This is a genomic window from Caballeronia sp. INML2 (genome assembly GCF_023631365.1).
GTDB classification, from domain to species: Bacteria; Pseudomonadota; Gammaproteobacteria; order Burkholderiales; family Burkholderiaceae; genus Caballeronia; species Caballeronia turbans.
In genome coordinates, this window is the sequence record NZ_JALQDH010000046.1 from 166041 (window position 1) to 182006 (window position 15966).

At 64.7% G+C, this 15966-nt stretch carries 11 protein-coding genes; 6 read left to right on the forward strand and 5 right to left on the reverse strand.

All coding sequences use genetic code 11. The annotated features are described in order from the left end of the window. Nucleotides 1–22 precede the first annotated feature (22 nt). From NCT32_RS15495 to NCT32_RS15505, 3 genes are read right to left on the reverse strand one after another with little or no spacing between them, the layout of a single operon-like run. Entirely contained in the window at nt 23–2245 is a 2223-nt protein-coding gene (locus NCT32_RS15495; RefSeq protein ID WP_061118223.1) for a xanthine dehydrogenase family protein molybdopterin-binding subunit, read from the reverse strand. Next, nucleotides 2242–3231 (reverse strand): xanthine dehydrogenase family protein subunit M, encoded by a 990-nt coding sequence (locus tag NCT32_RS15500; protein WP_061118222.1) that lies wholly within the window; start codon nt 3229–3231, stop codon nt 2242–2244. Before NCT32_RS15500 ends, NCT32_RS15495 begins: the two co-directional genes overlap by 4 nt. 11 nt (nt 3232–3242) lie before the next feature. Then, nucleotides 3243–3935 carry a (2Fe-2S)-binding protein gene (locus tag NCT32_RS15505; protein ID WP_061118360.1) on the reverse strand — a complete coding sequence of 231 codons (693 nt, stop codon included), beginning with the start codon at nt 3933–3935 and terminating at the stop codon, nt 3243–3245. Between the two features lie 425 nt (nt 3936–4360). Here NCT32_RS15505 and NCT32_RS15510 point away from each other — a divergent pair, with 425 nt between their 5' ends. Beyond that, the gene (locus tag NCT32_RS15510) at nt 4361–6256 is read left to right on the forward strand and encodes a tetratricopeptide repeat protein (protein ID WP_061118221.1); all 1896 of its coding nucleotides are present in this window, start codon (nt 4361–4363) and stop codon (nt 6254–6256) included. Nucleotides 6257–6271: 15 nt separating this feature from the next. On the opposite strand, the gene NCT32_RS15515 is transcribed toward NCT32_RS15510, so the two are convergent. Both NCT32_RS15515 and NCT32_RS15520 read right to left on the reverse strand, forming a co-directional pair. Beyond that, nucleotides 6272–6787, reverse strand: a complete 516-nt coding sequence (locus NCT32_RS15515; protein WP_061118220.1) for an isochorismatase family protein — start codon at nt 6785–6787, stop codon at nt 6272–6274. A 5-nt stretch (nt 6788–6792) separates the two neighbouring features. After that, nucleotides 6793–8115 (reverse strand): hypothetical protein, encoded by a 1323-nt coding sequence (locus NCT32_RS15520; protein ID WP_061118359.1) that lies wholly within the window; start codon nt 8113–8115, stop codon nt 6793–6795. A gap of 62 nt (nt 8116–8177) precedes the next feature. Here NCT32_RS15520 and NCT32_RS15525 point away from each other — a divergent pair, with 62 nt between their 5' ends. The 5 genes from NCT32_RS15525 to katE all read left to right on the forward strand — a co-directional run bounded on the left by NCT32_RS15525 (nt 8178) and on the right by katE (nt 15917). Further along, nucleotides 8178–8600, forward strand: a complete 423-nt coding sequence (locus tag NCT32_RS15525) for a GFA family protein (RefSeq protein ID WP_061118219.1) — start codon at nt 8178–8180, stop codon at nt 8598–8600. An 8-nt stretch (nt 8601–8608) separates the two neighbouring features. After that, nucleotides 8609–9520 (forward strand): DUF72 domain-containing protein, encoded by a 912-nt coding sequence (locus NCT32_RS15530; RefSeq protein ID WP_061118218.1) that lies wholly within the window; start codon nt 8609–8611, stop codon nt 9518–9520. Nucleotides 9521–9707: 187 nt separating this feature from the next. Continuing rightward, nucleotides 9708–11282: a protease pro-enzyme activation domain-containing protein gene (locus NCT32_RS15535; protein WP_061118217.1), complete on the forward strand. Its 1575-nt coding sequence runs from the start codon at nt 9708–9710 to the stop codon at nt 11280–11282. Nucleotides 11283–11347: 65 nt separating this feature from the next. Beyond that, a complete protein-coding gene (locus NCT32_RS15540; RefSeq protein WP_061118216.1) occupies nt 11348–13045 on the forward strand; it encodes a S10 family peptidase in 1698 nt (565 codons plus the stop codon). A gap of 745 nt (nt 13046–13790) precedes the next feature. After that, nucleotides 13791–15917, forward strand: coding sequence for a catalase HPII (gene katE, locus NCT32_RS15545; RefSeq protein WP_061118215.1), 2127 nt, complete (start codon nt 13791–13793; stop codon nt 15915–15917). The last annotated feature ends 49 nt before the right edge of the window (nt 15918–15966 follow it).

Consider the following 15966-nt stretch of genomic DNA (forward strand, 5'->3'; position numbering starts at 1 on the left):
CCGCCGCGTGCATCGTTTCACGTCAGGCCGTCGTCGGCGGCAATATCTTGTCGAGTGTGATCGGCAGGTCGCGCACGCGCACGCCCGTCGCGTGATACACCGCGTTGCCGAGCGCGCCCGCCACGCCCGTTATCCCGATTTCGCCGATGCCCCGCGCGCCGTGCGGATTGATATGCGGATCGGGCTGGCCGACGAACGAAATATCCAGCGTGCCGATATCCGCGTTCACCGGCACGTGGTACTCCGCGAGATTCGCGTTGGTGTAGCGCCCGTAGCGCGCATCCAGCTCGCTTTTCTCGAGAAGCGCCGAGCCGACGCCCCACACGATGCCGCCCATCAACTGACTGTGCGCGGTCTTCTCGTTGAAGAGCGTGCCGACGTCGTACACCCCGACGATGCGCGGCACGCGAACGATCCCGAGATCGGCATCGACATGCACTTCGGCGAACACCGCGCCGAACGAGTGGAACGAGTACTGTTTTTTCTCATCGCCTGGGCGCGTCGTCGCGACGGCTTCGATCGCGCGGCCGCCGTTGCGCGCGATCACGGCCGCCGCCGGATCGCGCTTGTCCGGATTCGAGAGGCTCACGACCCAGCCGTTGGACACCGTCACGTCCTCGCGCGCGAGACCGGCGACGGGCGATCCGCGATCCGCCAACGCCATCGAGATGAGCTGATCGCGCGCCTCTATGGACGCCGCGCGCACCGCCGGCGACACGCTCGCCGCCGATTGCGAGCCGCCCGACACTGGCGCCTTCGGCAGCGACGAATCGCCGAGCGCGAAGCGCACGTAATCGAGCGGAAAGCCGAGCGCGTCGGCGGCGACCTGCGTCATGATCGTGTAAGTGCCGGTGCCGAGATCCTGTGTGCCGGAGGCGACCATCGCGGTGCCGTCGGGCAGGATGCGCGCAACCGCCGATGCCTCGCTGCGGTTCGCCGGATATGTCGCTGTCGCCACACCCCAGCCGATGAGCGTGTTGCCTTCGCGCATCGAGCGCGGCGCCGCGCTGCGCCGCGCCCAGCCGAACTTCTCAGCGCCGCGCGTGTAGCACTCCATCAGCGCCTTGCTCGACCAGGGTTTCTTCTCCTGCGGCTCCATGTTCGCGTAGTTCTTCAGGCGCAACGCGAGCGGGTCCATCTTCAACTGATACGCCATCTCGTCCATCGCCGTTTCGAGCGCGAACGAGCCGCTCGTCTCGCCGGGCGCGCGCATGAAGGTCGGCGTGCCGATGTCGAGCTTCACGAGCTTGTGCGACGTCGACTGGTTCGGCACCGCGTAGAGCATGCGCGTGACGATGGCCGAGCTCTCGGTCCAGTCCTCGAATGTCGATGTGGTCGAAATGACGTCGTGACGCATGCCGGTCATGGTGCCGTCGTCGCGCGCGCTGATCTGGATGCGCTGCTCCGTGTACGGACGGTTGCCGACTATGCCGAACATCTGCGGACGCTCGAGCACGAGCTTGACGGGCCGGCCCGTCTGCTTGGACGCCATCGCGGCCAGCACGACGTGCGACCACACCGAACCCTTGCAGCCGAAGCCGCCGCCGACGAACGGACAGATCACGCGCACGTCGTCCTCGGAGATACCGAAGAACTTCGCCACCGCGCTTTTCGCGCCGGACACGCCTTGCGTCGCGTCGTAGAGCGTGAGTTTCGGGCCGTCCCAGCGTGCGACCGTCGCGTGCGGCTCCATCGGGTTGTGATGCTCGTAAGGCGTCGTGTAGACGGCGTCGAGGCGCGTCGGGCCTTGCCGCAAGCCGGCGTCGACGTCGCCGCGCTTCGTCGTGATCGCTCGGCCCATCATCTTTTCCGGCTGATACGCGGAGGCCTTCGCGCGTGCGAAATCGGCATTGGGCATCGCGGCCTCGTAGCGCACGTCCACGTAACGCGCGGCGCCTTGCGCGTGCTCCAGCGAATCGGCGACGACGACCGCCACCGGCTCGTTGCTGTAACGCACCTGGTTGGTTTGCAGGAGCGTCAACTTGCGCACGGCGGGCGGCTGCGCGTCGGGAACGCCGCCGTTGGGCAGACGCATCGCGTTCTGATACGTCATCACGAGCAGCACGCCGGGCATCGATTGCGCGCGGCTCGTGTCGATCGAAGCGATGCGGCCGCTCGCGACGGTGCTCGTCACGAGCACCGCATGCGCGAGCTTCGCGTCGCTGTTGTCGGCCGAATAACGCGCCTGGCCGGTGACCTTGAGCACGCCGTCGGTGCGATCGAGCGGTTGTCCGATGAACGTCATGCGACACCTCCTGCCTGTTGAAGCGCGCGCACGATCGCACGCTGCGCGAGCGCGATCTTGAACGCGTTGTCGCGCTGCGGCGCCGCGCCTTGCACGGCGAGTGCGGCGGCGGTTTGCAGCGTCGATTTGTCGAGCGATTTGCCCGCGAGCGCCTGTTCGGTCGCGTTCGCGCGCCACGGCTTGTGCGCGACGCCGCCGAGCGCGATGCGCGCGCTTTTCACGGTGTTGCCGTCCATCTGCAACGCCGCCGCGACGGACACGAGCGCGAACGCATAGCTCGCGCGGTCGCGCACCTTCAGATATTTCGAGTGATCCGCGAAGAGCGGCGGCGGCAGATCGACGGACGTGATCAGCTCGCCCGCCTGCAAGGTGGTGTCGAGATCGGGCCTGTCGCCCGGCAGGCGATGAAATTCCGCGAACGGAATCGTCCGCTCGCCGTTCGGGCCGGTGACGCGCACGACGGCATCGAGCGCGGCGAGCGCGACGCTCATGTCGGACGGATTCGTCGCGATGCATTGACGGCTCGCCCCGAGAATCGCGTGCATGCGATTCATGCCATCGATGGCCGCGCACCCGCTGCCGGGCGCGCGCTTGTTGCACTGGGGAAAGCCCGGATCGTAGAAGTACGAGCAGCGCGTGCGCTGCATCAGATTGCCGCCGACGGTCGCCATGTTGCGCAATTGCGCCGACGCCCCCGAGAGCAGCGCCTGCGACAAGAGCGGGTAGCGCTCGCGCACCCAGGCGTGGTTTGCGGCGTCGCTGTTGCGCACGAGCGCGCCGAGCCGCAGGCCGCCGTCGGGCAGCGCGGTGATGCCGTCGAGCGCGTCGATGTGCGTGATATCGACGAGTCTCACCGGCCGCATCACGCCGCCTTTCATGAGATCGAGCAGATTCGTGCCGCCGCCGATGAACATGGTGCCCGGCTGGCCCGCCGCCGAGAGCGCGGAACCGATGTCCGCGGCGCGCTGATAGGAGATCGCGTCCATGTGCGTCTCCCTTAGGCGTTGCCCGACGCGACGGCTTTCACCGCCGCGACGATGTTCGGATACGCGCCGCAGCGGCAGATGTTGCCGCTCATGCGCTCGCGGATTTCATCGTCGGAGAGTTGCGCCGGGCGAAAGCGCACGTCGGCGGTGACGGCGCTCGCGTCGCCTTTGCGGTATTCGTCGATGAGCGCCGTCGCCGAGCATAGTTGCCCCGGCGTGCAGTAGCCGCACTGAAAGGCGTCCTTCTCGATGAACGCCTGCTGAATGGGCGCGAGCGTGTCGCCATCGGGCGCGAGGCCTTCGATGGTCGTGACGGATTCGCCGTCGTGCATCACCGCGAGCGTAAGGCACGAGTTGATGCGCCGGCCCGCTACGATCACCGTGCACGCGCCGCACTGTCCGCGGTCGCAGCCTTTTTTCGTGCCCGTGAGGTTCGCGTATTCGCGCAGCGCGTCGAGCAGCGTCGTGCGCGCTTCCACTTGCAATTCATACGGATGGCCGTTGATGGTGAGCTTCACGGGCATCATCGGCAGGGCGGCGGGCGGCGGTGCGGCGGCTGGCGTCGCCGCGGCTTGCTGTTGCGCATGCGCGAGCGGCGCGGCGCTCACGGCCGCCGCCGCCGCGGCCGACTGAAGGAAACGCCGGCGCGACGGCTTCTGCGCCGTGTCGCTGGCGTCGTGGGGATGGGTATCGGCTGGGGACATGGGGATCGGTTCTCCTCGCTCGTTCGGAAGGACGCCGCGCCGGCTCGAATCTTTATAGGCTTGTTGGCTCGCGACCGATTGCGACGGATCGGGCGGAGCGCCGATGTTCGAGTTCACGGGAGGCGTATGAGGCGCGGGGTCGCGATCGCTCGTCGACTGTAAGGGAACCGAACGTTCGTCGTCCCGCAACCGGTGAGGTGCAGCAAGTCCGATGCCATGCGGCGGCGTCTCGGATCGGATTCCGGCGCTCATGCGCGCCCATGCTCGAAAACGGGACGATCGTTTCGCTAAACGATCCGGCGTAAGCAACGCTTTGTGACGTCTGCACGCGCGCGCGCGGTTCAAAATTGCATGATTTTCGTCGCCGCGATCGCCGACATGCGATATCGCGGCGCGCAAGCACCTTTCAATCCCTGAGGTCCGTCATGCTCGATCCTTATCATCGCGCGATGCAGCACTATTCGGCGAATCAGTACGGCGAGGCACTGGCCGTTTTGTCGCCGCTGCTCGATCGCCCTCACGCCGATGTCGAGGCGCTCAATCTCGCGGCCGGATGCGCTTATGCGATGAATCGCGTGGATCTGGCCGAGGCGTACTGGCAGCGCGCGGTCGCCGACCATCCGCAGCACCCGGGCGTCCACAACAATCTCGGCAACCTCTACGAGCAACTGAAACGGTTTCCTGAAGCGGAAGCGATGTTCCGGCGCTCGCTCGATCTGAAGCCTGATTTCGCCGAAGCGCATTACAACCTCGGCAATGTGCTGGCGCTGCAGGAGCGGATCGCGGACGCGGAGCAGTCGCTGCGACGGGCGCTCGAATTGCGGCCGGACTTCGCGTCGGCGCATTACAGCCTGGGCAAGCTACTGATGAAGCAGGCGCGCCCCGAAGAAGCGAGGGAATGTTTTGGACTTGCGATCTACAACCGCCCGAACTGGGCCGACGCGCATTTTGGCTTGGGTAGCGCACTCGCCGCCTTGCAGCGCCGCGAGGAAGCCGAGCGCACGTATCGCGCGGCCATCGAATTGAATCCGCGTCTGGCGAGTGCATATCAGGGACTGGCGGAAATACTTGAAACGGATGGACGAGACGCGGGTCTGGAGGACGTCTATCGCCGTCTGGCCGATCAATTGCCCGAGTTGAGCGGCGCTCATTACAACCTGGGCCAGGTGATTTATCGAACCACGGCCCTTGCCGGGTTTGAGCGTATCGACGAGGCTGAAGCGGCATACCGTCGCGCGATCGAGGTCCAGCCGGATTACCTGCCGGCGTACATCGCGCTCGGCAACCTGCTCAAGGAGGACCCCGCGCGCGCGGACGAAATGCTGGCGACGTTTCGGCGCGCCGTGGAACTCGATCCGGATTCGGGGGAAGCCCGGCTCAATCTGGGCGGAGCGCTGCTGCGCGTTGGAGCGTATGCGGAAGGCTGGCCGTTGATGGAATCCCGCTACGACACTAGTGAGCGGCAGCGGCCCATGTTCCCGCCGAGCTTCCCTTTTCCGCGGTGGCAAGGCGAGCCGCTGGCCGGCAAGTCGATACTCGTGCTCCATGAACAGGGATTCGGCGACACTTTCCAGTTTTGCCGCTATCTGCCGATGCTGAAGTCGCAAGGGCTAACGACGCTCTCGTTCGCATCGCCGTTAGCGCCCGCGCTGCTCAGCTCGATCGATGGCGTCGACATCTGCATCGGCGGCGACGCCATCGACAGCCTCGCGCACCATGACTACTGGTGTTTGCTGATGAGCCTGCCGGCGCTGCTCGGAACCACGTACGACACCGTTCCCAACGTCACCCCCTATATCGCCGCGGACGAAGAGCGCATCGCACACTGGCGCAGCCGGCTGCCCGCGCAGGTGCCGAAGATAGGCTTCGCGGCGATGGCCGAGCCGCGGCCGTCCGTGTTCGACGCCCGCCGCTGGATCAGTGCGCAAGCATGCGTTCCATTGCTCGGCGTGTCCGGCGTGCGCTTCGTCAATCTGCAGAAGGCGCCGGTCGCGCGCGCGCAACTCGACACCCTGCCGCCGCATTTTCGGCCGCTCGACCTGATGGACGATGTCCAGGACTTCGCCGATACGGCCGCGATCATCGCCTCGCTCGATCTCGTCATCGCCGTGGATACGTCGGTCGCGCATCTCGCGGGCGCGCTGGGCAAGCCGGTGTGGATGCTACTGCCTTCGAACCCGTGCTGGCGCTGGCTGATCGACGGCGAAGAATCGGTCTGGTACCCGAAAGCGCGTCTGTTCAGGCAGACCAAACCCGGCCAATGGGACGATGTGATCGCGCGCGTCGCGGATGCGCTGGGCCGGTGGCGCGATGGCAATTAAGCACCGATCCGCGCATCATTTGATGAGCGCGAGCGCGTCCCTGAAGCGCGGATGCCTGAAACTGCCGAGCCAGCCGAAGATCGCCGTTTCGACGGTCGTGAGCCGCGCGCCGTCCTGCCTCGCCCGTTCGAGCGCGACGGCGCGATCTTCCGCGCGGCGGGACGCGACCGCATCCGCCACGTATTCCACGCGATAGCCGAGGCGCAGCAGCCCGAGCACCGTGAGCAGCACGCACACATGCGCCTCCGCGCCGGCGACCCACATTGTCGCGGGCGCGGGCGGCAGTGCATCGACGAAGGCGGGCGCGAGCGTCGCATCGAAGGTGTGCTTTTCGATCACCTTTGCCAGCCCAATATCTGCGAGCAGCGCGTCCACCGTCCCGCCGAGCCCGTGCGGATTCTGTTCCGTGACGACCACCGGCACGTCCAGCAGATTCGCCGCGCGCAGCAGCGTGCCGACGCGCGCCGTCACCCGCCCGGCGCCATCCAGATGCGGCAGCAGCCGCGCCTGCATGTCGACGATAACGAGCATGCCGCTTAAGCCTCGCTCTCCATGATCTTGTCGATGAGCCGCGCGTTCTCGCCCGCCGAGCCGATGCCCGCGTGCTTGGCCATCGGCACGAAGAAATGTGTGGCGATCGGCAGCTTCGAGCGTTCGAGCCAACTGTTCAGATGCGCAACGAGCCGTTTCGCCGGCGTCTTCAGCTCCTCGCGCAGGACGCCGGGGAGTTTTTCGAAGTGGCGCATCTCGGTCTGATACGGCTCGGGCGCGACGCACAGCGCGTTGGGCCGGCCATCGACATCGAGGGGAAGCCGCTCCAGCGCCTGATGCAGCAGTGCGACGCCTAGTCCCTCGCCGCGCCACGGCTTGCGCACTTCCCACAGGCTGATGTAAATCACGCGATGCGCATTGAACACCTCGCACAGCTTCTCGGGGCCGAGCGCCTCGGTGGCGGCGAGCGCGAGCGAGAGCATCTCGCCCGAGTACGTGTCGAGCGTATAGACGAGATCGGCGCTGCTCGTGAGCGGCGGCACCTTGACGAGCTGCAGGCGCACCGCCGCCGCGACGATGTCGCTGCCCGCTTCGTGAAACACGGCGAACGCGGTGCCGAGCCGCTCGTCATCGACCTGGGGATACTCGTGGCGATAGGTCATCGTGAAGAGAAACGGCCCGATCTTCTCCCGGTACGCGAGAGGCCGGTCGACATCGTAATCATCGACACCGTCGAGGCCGTAGGGATCGTAGTCGCGTTTCTCGCGCCGCTCGCCGTTTTGCACCGCGGCTGCAAGCGCCGCGAGCGGGCGGCGCGACTCGGGCACGAGATCTTCCGGCAACCCTTCCCACGTGAGGCGCAGGAATTCCCGCCCGCCGCGATAGTGCGTCTCGAAGAGCGAGAGCACCTGCCCGCCCGCGACCGGATCGAGGATGCGCTGCGCGCAATCGTAGGCGCGCTCGAGGAGTTGATCGGCTTCGGCGGGATCGGGCGCGAGGTGCGGCTCGCTGCCCTGCGGCGTGGCGGGCAAGCCTTTTGCGAGACGTTCCCTGTGCGCGAGTTCGAGCCATTCGTCAGCGGCGCGTTCGGCGATGAAACCCGCTGCGATCCGGTAGCCCGTCAGCACGATCGACTGGCCGGTGCGCCCGAGCGGAAACACGTACTCGTCGTTCATGGCGTCGTCGACGGTGACGCCGCGGAAGGTTTCGCGCGGCGCGCTCACGTTCGCGGCCGCATCGAAACGGTCATGCGACAGCACGTGGGCGACGAGGTCTGACGCGGCGGGACCGAATTCCGCTCCGGCGCCGGGAAGCAGCTTCAGCAGGGACAAGGTACTCGTGGTGCCGGTCGTGCTCGATGTGCTCATGAATGCCATCTCCGATCGTGGAGGGTTATCGTAACAAACCGTCGGATTTACGGGAGATATCGATGAACGTTCAAAAGGATGATGAGCGGGCGGCTACGGTTCATGAAGGCGGGTGCGCATGCGGCGCGTTCCGCTTTCGCGCGGCGGGCGGGCCGAAGCGCGTCGGGATGTGCCATTGCATGACGTGCCGGCAGGTGCACGGCTCCGCCTTTGGAGCTTATGCGATTTATGCGCGCGGCGACGTGATGATGAGCGGCAGCCTCTCGACGTGGCGCAGTTCCGAGGACGGCCGCCGGCATTTTTGCCCGGTGTGCGGCTCGGTCGCTTACATGGAATACACGACGCGCGATGAAGTGGACCTGCCTCTCGGCGCGTTCGACGAAACCGGGCTCTTCGAACCGGACTACGAGCTGTGGTGCAAGCATCGCGAGCCGTGGCTGCCCCAGGGCGTCCGTCCGGAGTACGACGAAGAGCGCGCGCACTAGGAGGCGAAATGCCGGGACGCATCCGTATCGGCATTTCGGGCTGGCGCTATGCGGGCTGGCGCGGCGTCTTCTATCCGAAGAAGCTCGCGCAGGCGCGCGAGCTCGAGTTCGCGTCGCGCGCGGTACAGACAGTCGAGATCAACGGATCGCATTATTCGCTGCAAAGCGTGGCGAGCTATCGCGCCTGGCATGACGCGACGCCCGCCGGCTTCGTCTTCAGCGTAAAGGGGCCGCGCTACCTCACGCACATGCTGCGTTTCCGCGACGAAACCGCCATCCCGGCGATCTCGAACTTCTTCGCCTCCGGCGTGCTCGCGCTCGGCGACAAGCTCGGGCCATTTCTCTGGCAGTTTCCGCCGAACTTCGCATTCCGCCCGGACGCCTTCGCGCGATTTCTCGAACTGCTGCCGACAGACACCGTCGCCGCCGCGCGTCTCGCTCAAGGCCATGACACGCGTGTGAAGAATCCTTGGTTCGAGCCAGGGAAAAAGCGCGCATTGCGGCACGCGATCGAGATTCGTCATCCGAGCTTCTGCACCGATGAGTTCGTGCGGCTCCTGCGCAAACATCGCATGGCGCTCGTCGTCTCGGATTCCGTCGCCGGCTGGCCGTATGCGGAAGACCTGACGGCTGATTTCATGTATCTGCGGCTGCACGGCAGCGAAACGCTTTACGGCGGCAGTTATAAAGACGAGGCACTCGATGAATGGGCGCGCCGCATCGCATCTTGGGCGGCGGGCGGACAGATCGACGACGCGCGTGTGATTTCCTCGGCGAAACCGCGCCCGCGCGCCGCACGCGACGTCTTCTGCTACTTCGACAACGACCAGAAAGTACGCGCGCCGTTCGATGCGCGCCGTCTCATGGAACGCCTCGGACTTGGCCCTTGCGCCAGTAATCCAATAGAGACACACCGTTGAAGACCGGGACAGCTTTTGTCCCGCCGGAACTGCATGCTCTCGTCAACGGTCCGAGCAATTGCATTCGCGCCCGGAAAATAAGACGATAGGCGGCGTGCGCTGTGCACGCTGTCGAAAGCGCCGGAAGCGCGGCAGCGGCAGGATCGAGAACCTTTGAACTTCATGGCCAGCGAGGAGCATCGATACCATGATGAAGCAACCGGTCAGCGGCAGCGACAAGATTCATCCCGAAGGCGCGACATGCATCGGCGACTGCGATCCTTCCCAGCAGATCGAAGTGATCGTGATGCTGCGACGCAAGGACGAAGCCGGATTCAAGCAGATGATGTCGCGCATCGATGCCGGCGAGGCGCCAGCGCAAGCCGTCTCGCGCGAGGAATTCGACAAACGTTTCACGGCATCCGACCAGGACGTCGAGAAGGTCAAGGCCTTCGCCAGGCAATACGGCCTGACAGTCGTGCGCGCCGAAACCGAGACGCGCAGCGTGGTGCTGAAGGGCAGCATCGAGCAGTTTCAGAATGCTTTCGACGTCAAGCTCGAACGCTTTCAACATCACAACATCGGCGAATATCGCGGCCGCTCGGGGCCAGTCAAGGTGCCCGAGGACATGCACGATGTCGTCACCGCCGTCCTCGGCCTCGACAGCAAGCCGCAGGCGCGTCCGCATTTCCGTTTCCGTCCGCCGTTCAAGCCCGCGCGCGGCGCGGCGCCCGCGTCTTTCACGCCGGTCGATCTGGCGCGCCTCTACGATTTCCCCGATGGCGACGGCGCCGGCCAGTGCATCGCGATCATCGAGCTGGGCGGCGGTTATCGCGACGCCGATCTCTCCGCGTATTTCTCGAAGCTCGGCGTGAAGGCGCCGAAAGTCGTCGCGGTCGGCGTCGACAACGCGAAGAACGCGCCCACGGGCAACCCCAACGGACCCGATGGCGAAGTGACGCTCGATATCGAGATCGCGGGCGCCATCGCGCCGGGCGCGCGCATCGCCGTGTACTTCGCGCCGAACAGCGACGCGGGTTTCGTCGATGCCGTCAATCGCGCGCTGCACGACTCGACCAACAAGCCGTCCGTGATATCGATCAGTTGGGGCGGCCCGGAGTCGAACTGGTCCTCGCAGTCGATCGGCGCGTTCAATGACGTGCTGCAGAGCGCGGCGGCGCTCGGCGTGACGGTCTGCGCCGCCTCGGGCGACGGCGGCTCGTCCGATGGCGCCGGCGACGGCACGGATCACGTCGACTTCCCCGCGTCGAGCCCGTATGTGCTCGGCTGCGGCGGCACGAGCCTCGCGGCATCCGGTTCGGGCATCGCGAAGGAAGTCGTGTGGAACGACGGCGACCAGGGCGGCGCGGGCGGCGGCGGCGTCTCGGGCGTTTTCGCATTGCCGGCGTGGCAGGCGGGCTTGTCGGTCACGCGCAACGGCAAGGCGACGACGCTCGCGAAGCGCGGCGTGCCGGACGTGGCGGGCGATGCGTCGCCGCAAACCGGCTACGAGGTGCTGATCGACGGCGAGGATACGGTCGTCGGCGGCACGAGCGCGGTCGCGCCGCTGTGGGCTGCGTTGATCGCGCGGATCAACGCGATCAACGCGTCGCCTTCGGGCTTCGTCAATCCGAAGCTCTACAAGGCGAAGGCAGCGTTCCGCGATATCACGCAAGGCAACAATGGCAGCTTCTCGGCGGCGGCCGGCTGGGACGCGTGCACCGGCATGGGCAGCCCCGACGGCGCGAAGATCGCGGCCGCGCTCGAGCCCGCAAAGAGTTGAAACGAGATGCAGCAAGGCGTAAGACAGTGAACAACAACCACGACGACGATTCTGGAGCGACGACGATGAACTCCGATCCACTGGCAGCGAGCGACAAACCTTCCAGCGCGGAAGAACCGGCCACGGCGGCCGCCGCGAAGAAAGCGCCGAAGAAGACCACGACGGCGAAGAAGGACCAGCCGTACTTCGACCCTGTTGCATACGGCAACGGCCCCGACGACGCGATCGCCGCGACCGAAGCCGACGAGAATGCGGCGATCACCCATCACAGCGTGACGATCGGCGGCGCGAAGATCGCCTATACCGCGACGGTCGGCCATCTCGTGACGGTCGATCCGAGCAGCTCGAAGCCGACCGCGAAGATGTTCTATGTCGCGTTCACGAAGGACGGCGCGAAGGAGGAAGCGCGTCCGCTCACGTTCTTCTATAACGGCGGGCCGGGCTCGTCGGCGGTATTCGTGCTGCTCGGCTCGTTCGCGCCGCGCCGCATCAAGACGGCGATGCCGGGCTTCACGCCGCCCGCGCCGTATCAGATGGAGGACAACCCGGACAGCCTGCTCGATCGAAGCGACCTGATCTTCATCAATCCTGTCGGCACGGGCTATTCCGCCGCGATCGCGCCGAACAAGAACCGCGATTTCTGGGGCGTCGACGAGGATGCGGCGTCGATCGCGCAGTTCATCAAGCGCTATCTGACGAAGAACAACCGCTGGAATTCGCCGAAGTTTCTATTTGGCGAGTCGTACGGCACGGCGCGCAGTTGCGTGCTCGCGTACAAGCTGCATGAGGACGGCATCGATCTGAACGGCGTCACGCTGCAGTCGTCGATTCTCGATTACCGGCAGGCGGGCAATCCGGTGGGCGCACTGCCGACCGCGGCGGCGGACGCGTGGTATCACAAGAAACTCGGCGTGCATCCGACGCCGACCAATCTTCTGAATTTTGCGGAAGAGGTGGCGGAGTTTTCGCGCACGGATTATCTGAACGCGCTGCGCAAGTTCCCGCAAACCGACGACGAAGTGGTCGAGAAGCTGTCCGAATACACGGGCATCGACAAGGCGACGCTGCTCGCGTGGAGTCTCGATATCGCGGCGTACGACAGCCGCGGCAACTCGCTGTTTTTGACGACGCTGCTAAAGGCGAAGGGCGAATCGCTCGGTGCCTACGACGGGCGCGTGACGGCGATTTCGACGGGCATCGCGGGCAAGATCGACCCGAATTCCGGCGGCAACGACCCGACGATGACGGCGGTAAGCGGCGTCTATACGACGATGTGGAACAGCTATCTGAACGAGCATTTGAAGTTCACGTCGACGTCGTCGTTCACCGATCTGAACGATCAGGCTTTCCTCAACTGGAACTTCAAGCACACGGACCCGACGGGCGCGCAGAAGGGCGTGGATTCGAAGGGCAACATCATTCTCTATACGGCGGGCGATCTCGCCGCGGTGATGGCGTTGAATGTCGATTTGAAGGTGCTTGCCGCGAATGGGATGTATGACTTCGTGACGCCGTTCTATCAGACGATCATCGATTTGCAGCAGATGCCGCTGATCGACAAGACCGTGCGGCAGAATCTATCGGCGACGTTTTATCCGTCGGGGCATATGGTTTATCTCGACGGCGGATCGAGGACGCAGCTCAAGGCGGATCTTGCCAGGATGTATGACGACGCGACCGCCAATCATGCGGCGATGGGGCGGATCATTGCGTTGCAGAAAGTTACTGCGGATAAGCTGGGGGCATTATCGCCGGTGGGTTGAAAGGTTTGTTTTTTGCCGCGGGCGGCGGGGGTTTTTTTTGCTTTCGCCGGATCCCGTTTTGTTATTGGTCTATTAGCGTTGCCCCTATGCGGGGCGGCAGTCACTTTCTTTGCTGCTGCAAAGAAAGTAACCAAAGAAAGCAGCTTGTTAGGCCCGCGGTCACACGCAGTTTGGCCATGCTTGCCAGGCGATCGTGGGCTGCCTAAGTGTCGCCCTCACAAGGCTAATCGGCTTGGCTCGCGCACGGTCTGACAAGCTAGTACCCTGAGCGTGCTGGTTCAGCACCAAATAGCTTCGGCACAGCGCTGCGCGCTGCCGCTGGGTCTACAAGGGAAACCAACCTATCGCACATGCAATGAGATGGAAGCGTTAGCGACGAAGCACGCGCAAACCCGATGAACCCATCGGCCGCGAAGCGGGCCGGAGCCATTTGGCGCTGAGCCAGTGAGTCAAGCGGTGCGAGGCGACAGACCGTGCGCGAGCCAAGCCCGGTCAGACCTTTGAGGGCGACACTTAGGCAGCCCACGATCACATGGCAAGCGTGGCCAAACTGCGTGTGACCGCGGGCGTCTCGAGCTGCTTTCTTTGGTTACTTTCTTTGCAGCAGCAAAGAAAGTGACTGCCGCCCCGCATAGGGGCAACGCTAATAGACCAATAACAAACCGGGACCCACCACCTAAAAGCAGGAACACCAATTGCGACCGGTTGAGCGCAAAACCTCACCCGCAAACCCGGAGTCCCCCAAATGGCAACAAACAAACAGCCGCCCCCGAGCGGCGTCGCCCGCACCCCGTCGCAAAGCAACACCAACAAAAAAGTCGAAGCCCTCGAAACCTTCCGCACCGACGCCACGAACCAGGCCCTGACGACGAACCAGGGCGTCAAGGTCGCCGATAACCAGAACACGCTGCGCGCCGGCGAGCGCGGCCCCTCGCTGCTCGAAGACTTCATCATGCGTGAAAAAATCACGCACTTCGATCACGAGCGCATTCCAGAACGCATCGTCCATGCCCGTGGATCCGCCGCGCATGGCGTATTCAAAGTGTATGAATCGCAGGCCGAACTCACCAAGGCCGCGTTCCTGCAAGACCCATTGAAGGAAACGCCTGTCTATGTGCGTTTCTCAACCGTGCAAGGCTCGCGCGGCTCGGCCGATACCGTGCGCGACGTGCGCGGCTTCGCCGTCAAGTTCTATACGGAAGAGGGCAACTTCGATCTCGTCGGCAACAACATGCCAGTGTTCTTCATCCAGGACGCGATCAAGTTCCCCGACTTCGTCCACGCCGTCAAACCCGAGCCGCATAACGAAATGCCGCAAGGCGCATCCGCGCACGACACCTTCTGGGATTTCGTTTCACTCGTCCCCGAGTCCGCGCACATGGTGCTCTGGACGATGTCCGACCGCGCGATTCCCCGCAGTCTGCGCACGATGGAAGGCTTCGGCATCCACACCTTCCGGTTCATCAACGCGCAAGGAAAAGGACGGTTCGTGAAGTTCCACTGGCGCCCGACGATCGGCTCGGCGTCGCTGCTGTGGGACGAAGCACAGAAGCTCGCGGGCAAGGACTCGGACTTCCATCGGCGGGATCTATGGGAAGCGATCGACAACGGCGACTATCCCGAGTGGGAACTCGGCGTGCAGATCGTCGAGGAAGAGGACGAGCACAAGTTCGACTTCGATCTGCTCGATCCCACCAAGATCATCCCCGAGGAACTCGTGCCGCTGAAGATGATCGGCAAGCTCACGTTGAATCGCAATCCGGACAACTTCTTCGCCGAGACGGAGCAGGTCGCCTTCTGCCCGGGGCATATCGTGCCGGGCATCGACTTCACGAACGATCCGCTGCTGCAAGGGCGTCTCTTCTCGTACACCGACACGCAGATCAGCAGACTCGGCGGTCCCAATTTCCACGAGATTCCGATCAACCGCCCGCTCGCGCCGCTGCATAACGGTCAGCGCGACGCGATGCATCGCCAGACGATCGACAAGGGGCAGGCCTCCTACGAGCCGAATTCGATCGACGGCGGATGGCCGAAGGAAACCGCGCCGGCCGCGGCGGGCGGCGGCTTCGAGACTTATACGGAACGCGTCGAAGGGTCGAAGATCCGCGTGCGCAGCCCGTCGTTCCGGGATCACTACTCGCAGGCGACGCTCTTCTGGAACAGCATGACCGATCCCGAAAAGGATCACATCGTCGGCGCTTATTCTTTCGAGCTTTCGAAGGTCGAGCGCAAGCCCATTCGCGAGCGCCAGCTCGGCATCCTCGCGAATATCGACGAGACGCTCGCCGCGCGCGTTGCCGCCAATCTCGGGCTACCCGCGCCGAAGAAGAGCGCCGACGCCGACGAGCTCGGCAAGTCGTCGGTGAAGGAGTCGCCGGCCTTGTCGATCATCGCGAAGGCGAAGCCTTCGGTCAAGACGCGCAAGGTCGCGATTCTCGCCGCACGGGGCGCCGACGCCGCGAGCATCAAGGCCGTGCAGGACGCGCTCAAGGCCGAAGGCGCGCACGCGAAAGTCATCTCGCCGACGCTCGGCTCGCCGGCGCCAGGCATCGAGGCCGACGCGACCATTCTCGGCATGCCGTCGATCATGTTCGACGGCGTGATCGTCGCGGGCGGCAAGGAGAGCGCGAAGACGCTGTCCGAATCCGGCGACGCGCGTCATTTCGTGCTCGAAGCGTTCAAGCATCTCAAAGCGATCGGCGCGCTCGGCGACGGAGAGGATCTGCTCGCAGCCGCTCATCTGCCAAACGGCGAGGAAGGCGTCGTCGTCGGCAGCGATGTGAAACAGGTACTGAAGCGGTTCATCGAAGCGATGAGCATGCATCGCGTGTGGTCGCGCGCGCAAAAGGCTGAATCGGTCCCGGCCTGACGCAAGGTTCGCAAAACAAGCCCGCGCGTCGCGTTTCGCCGGTTGCAAC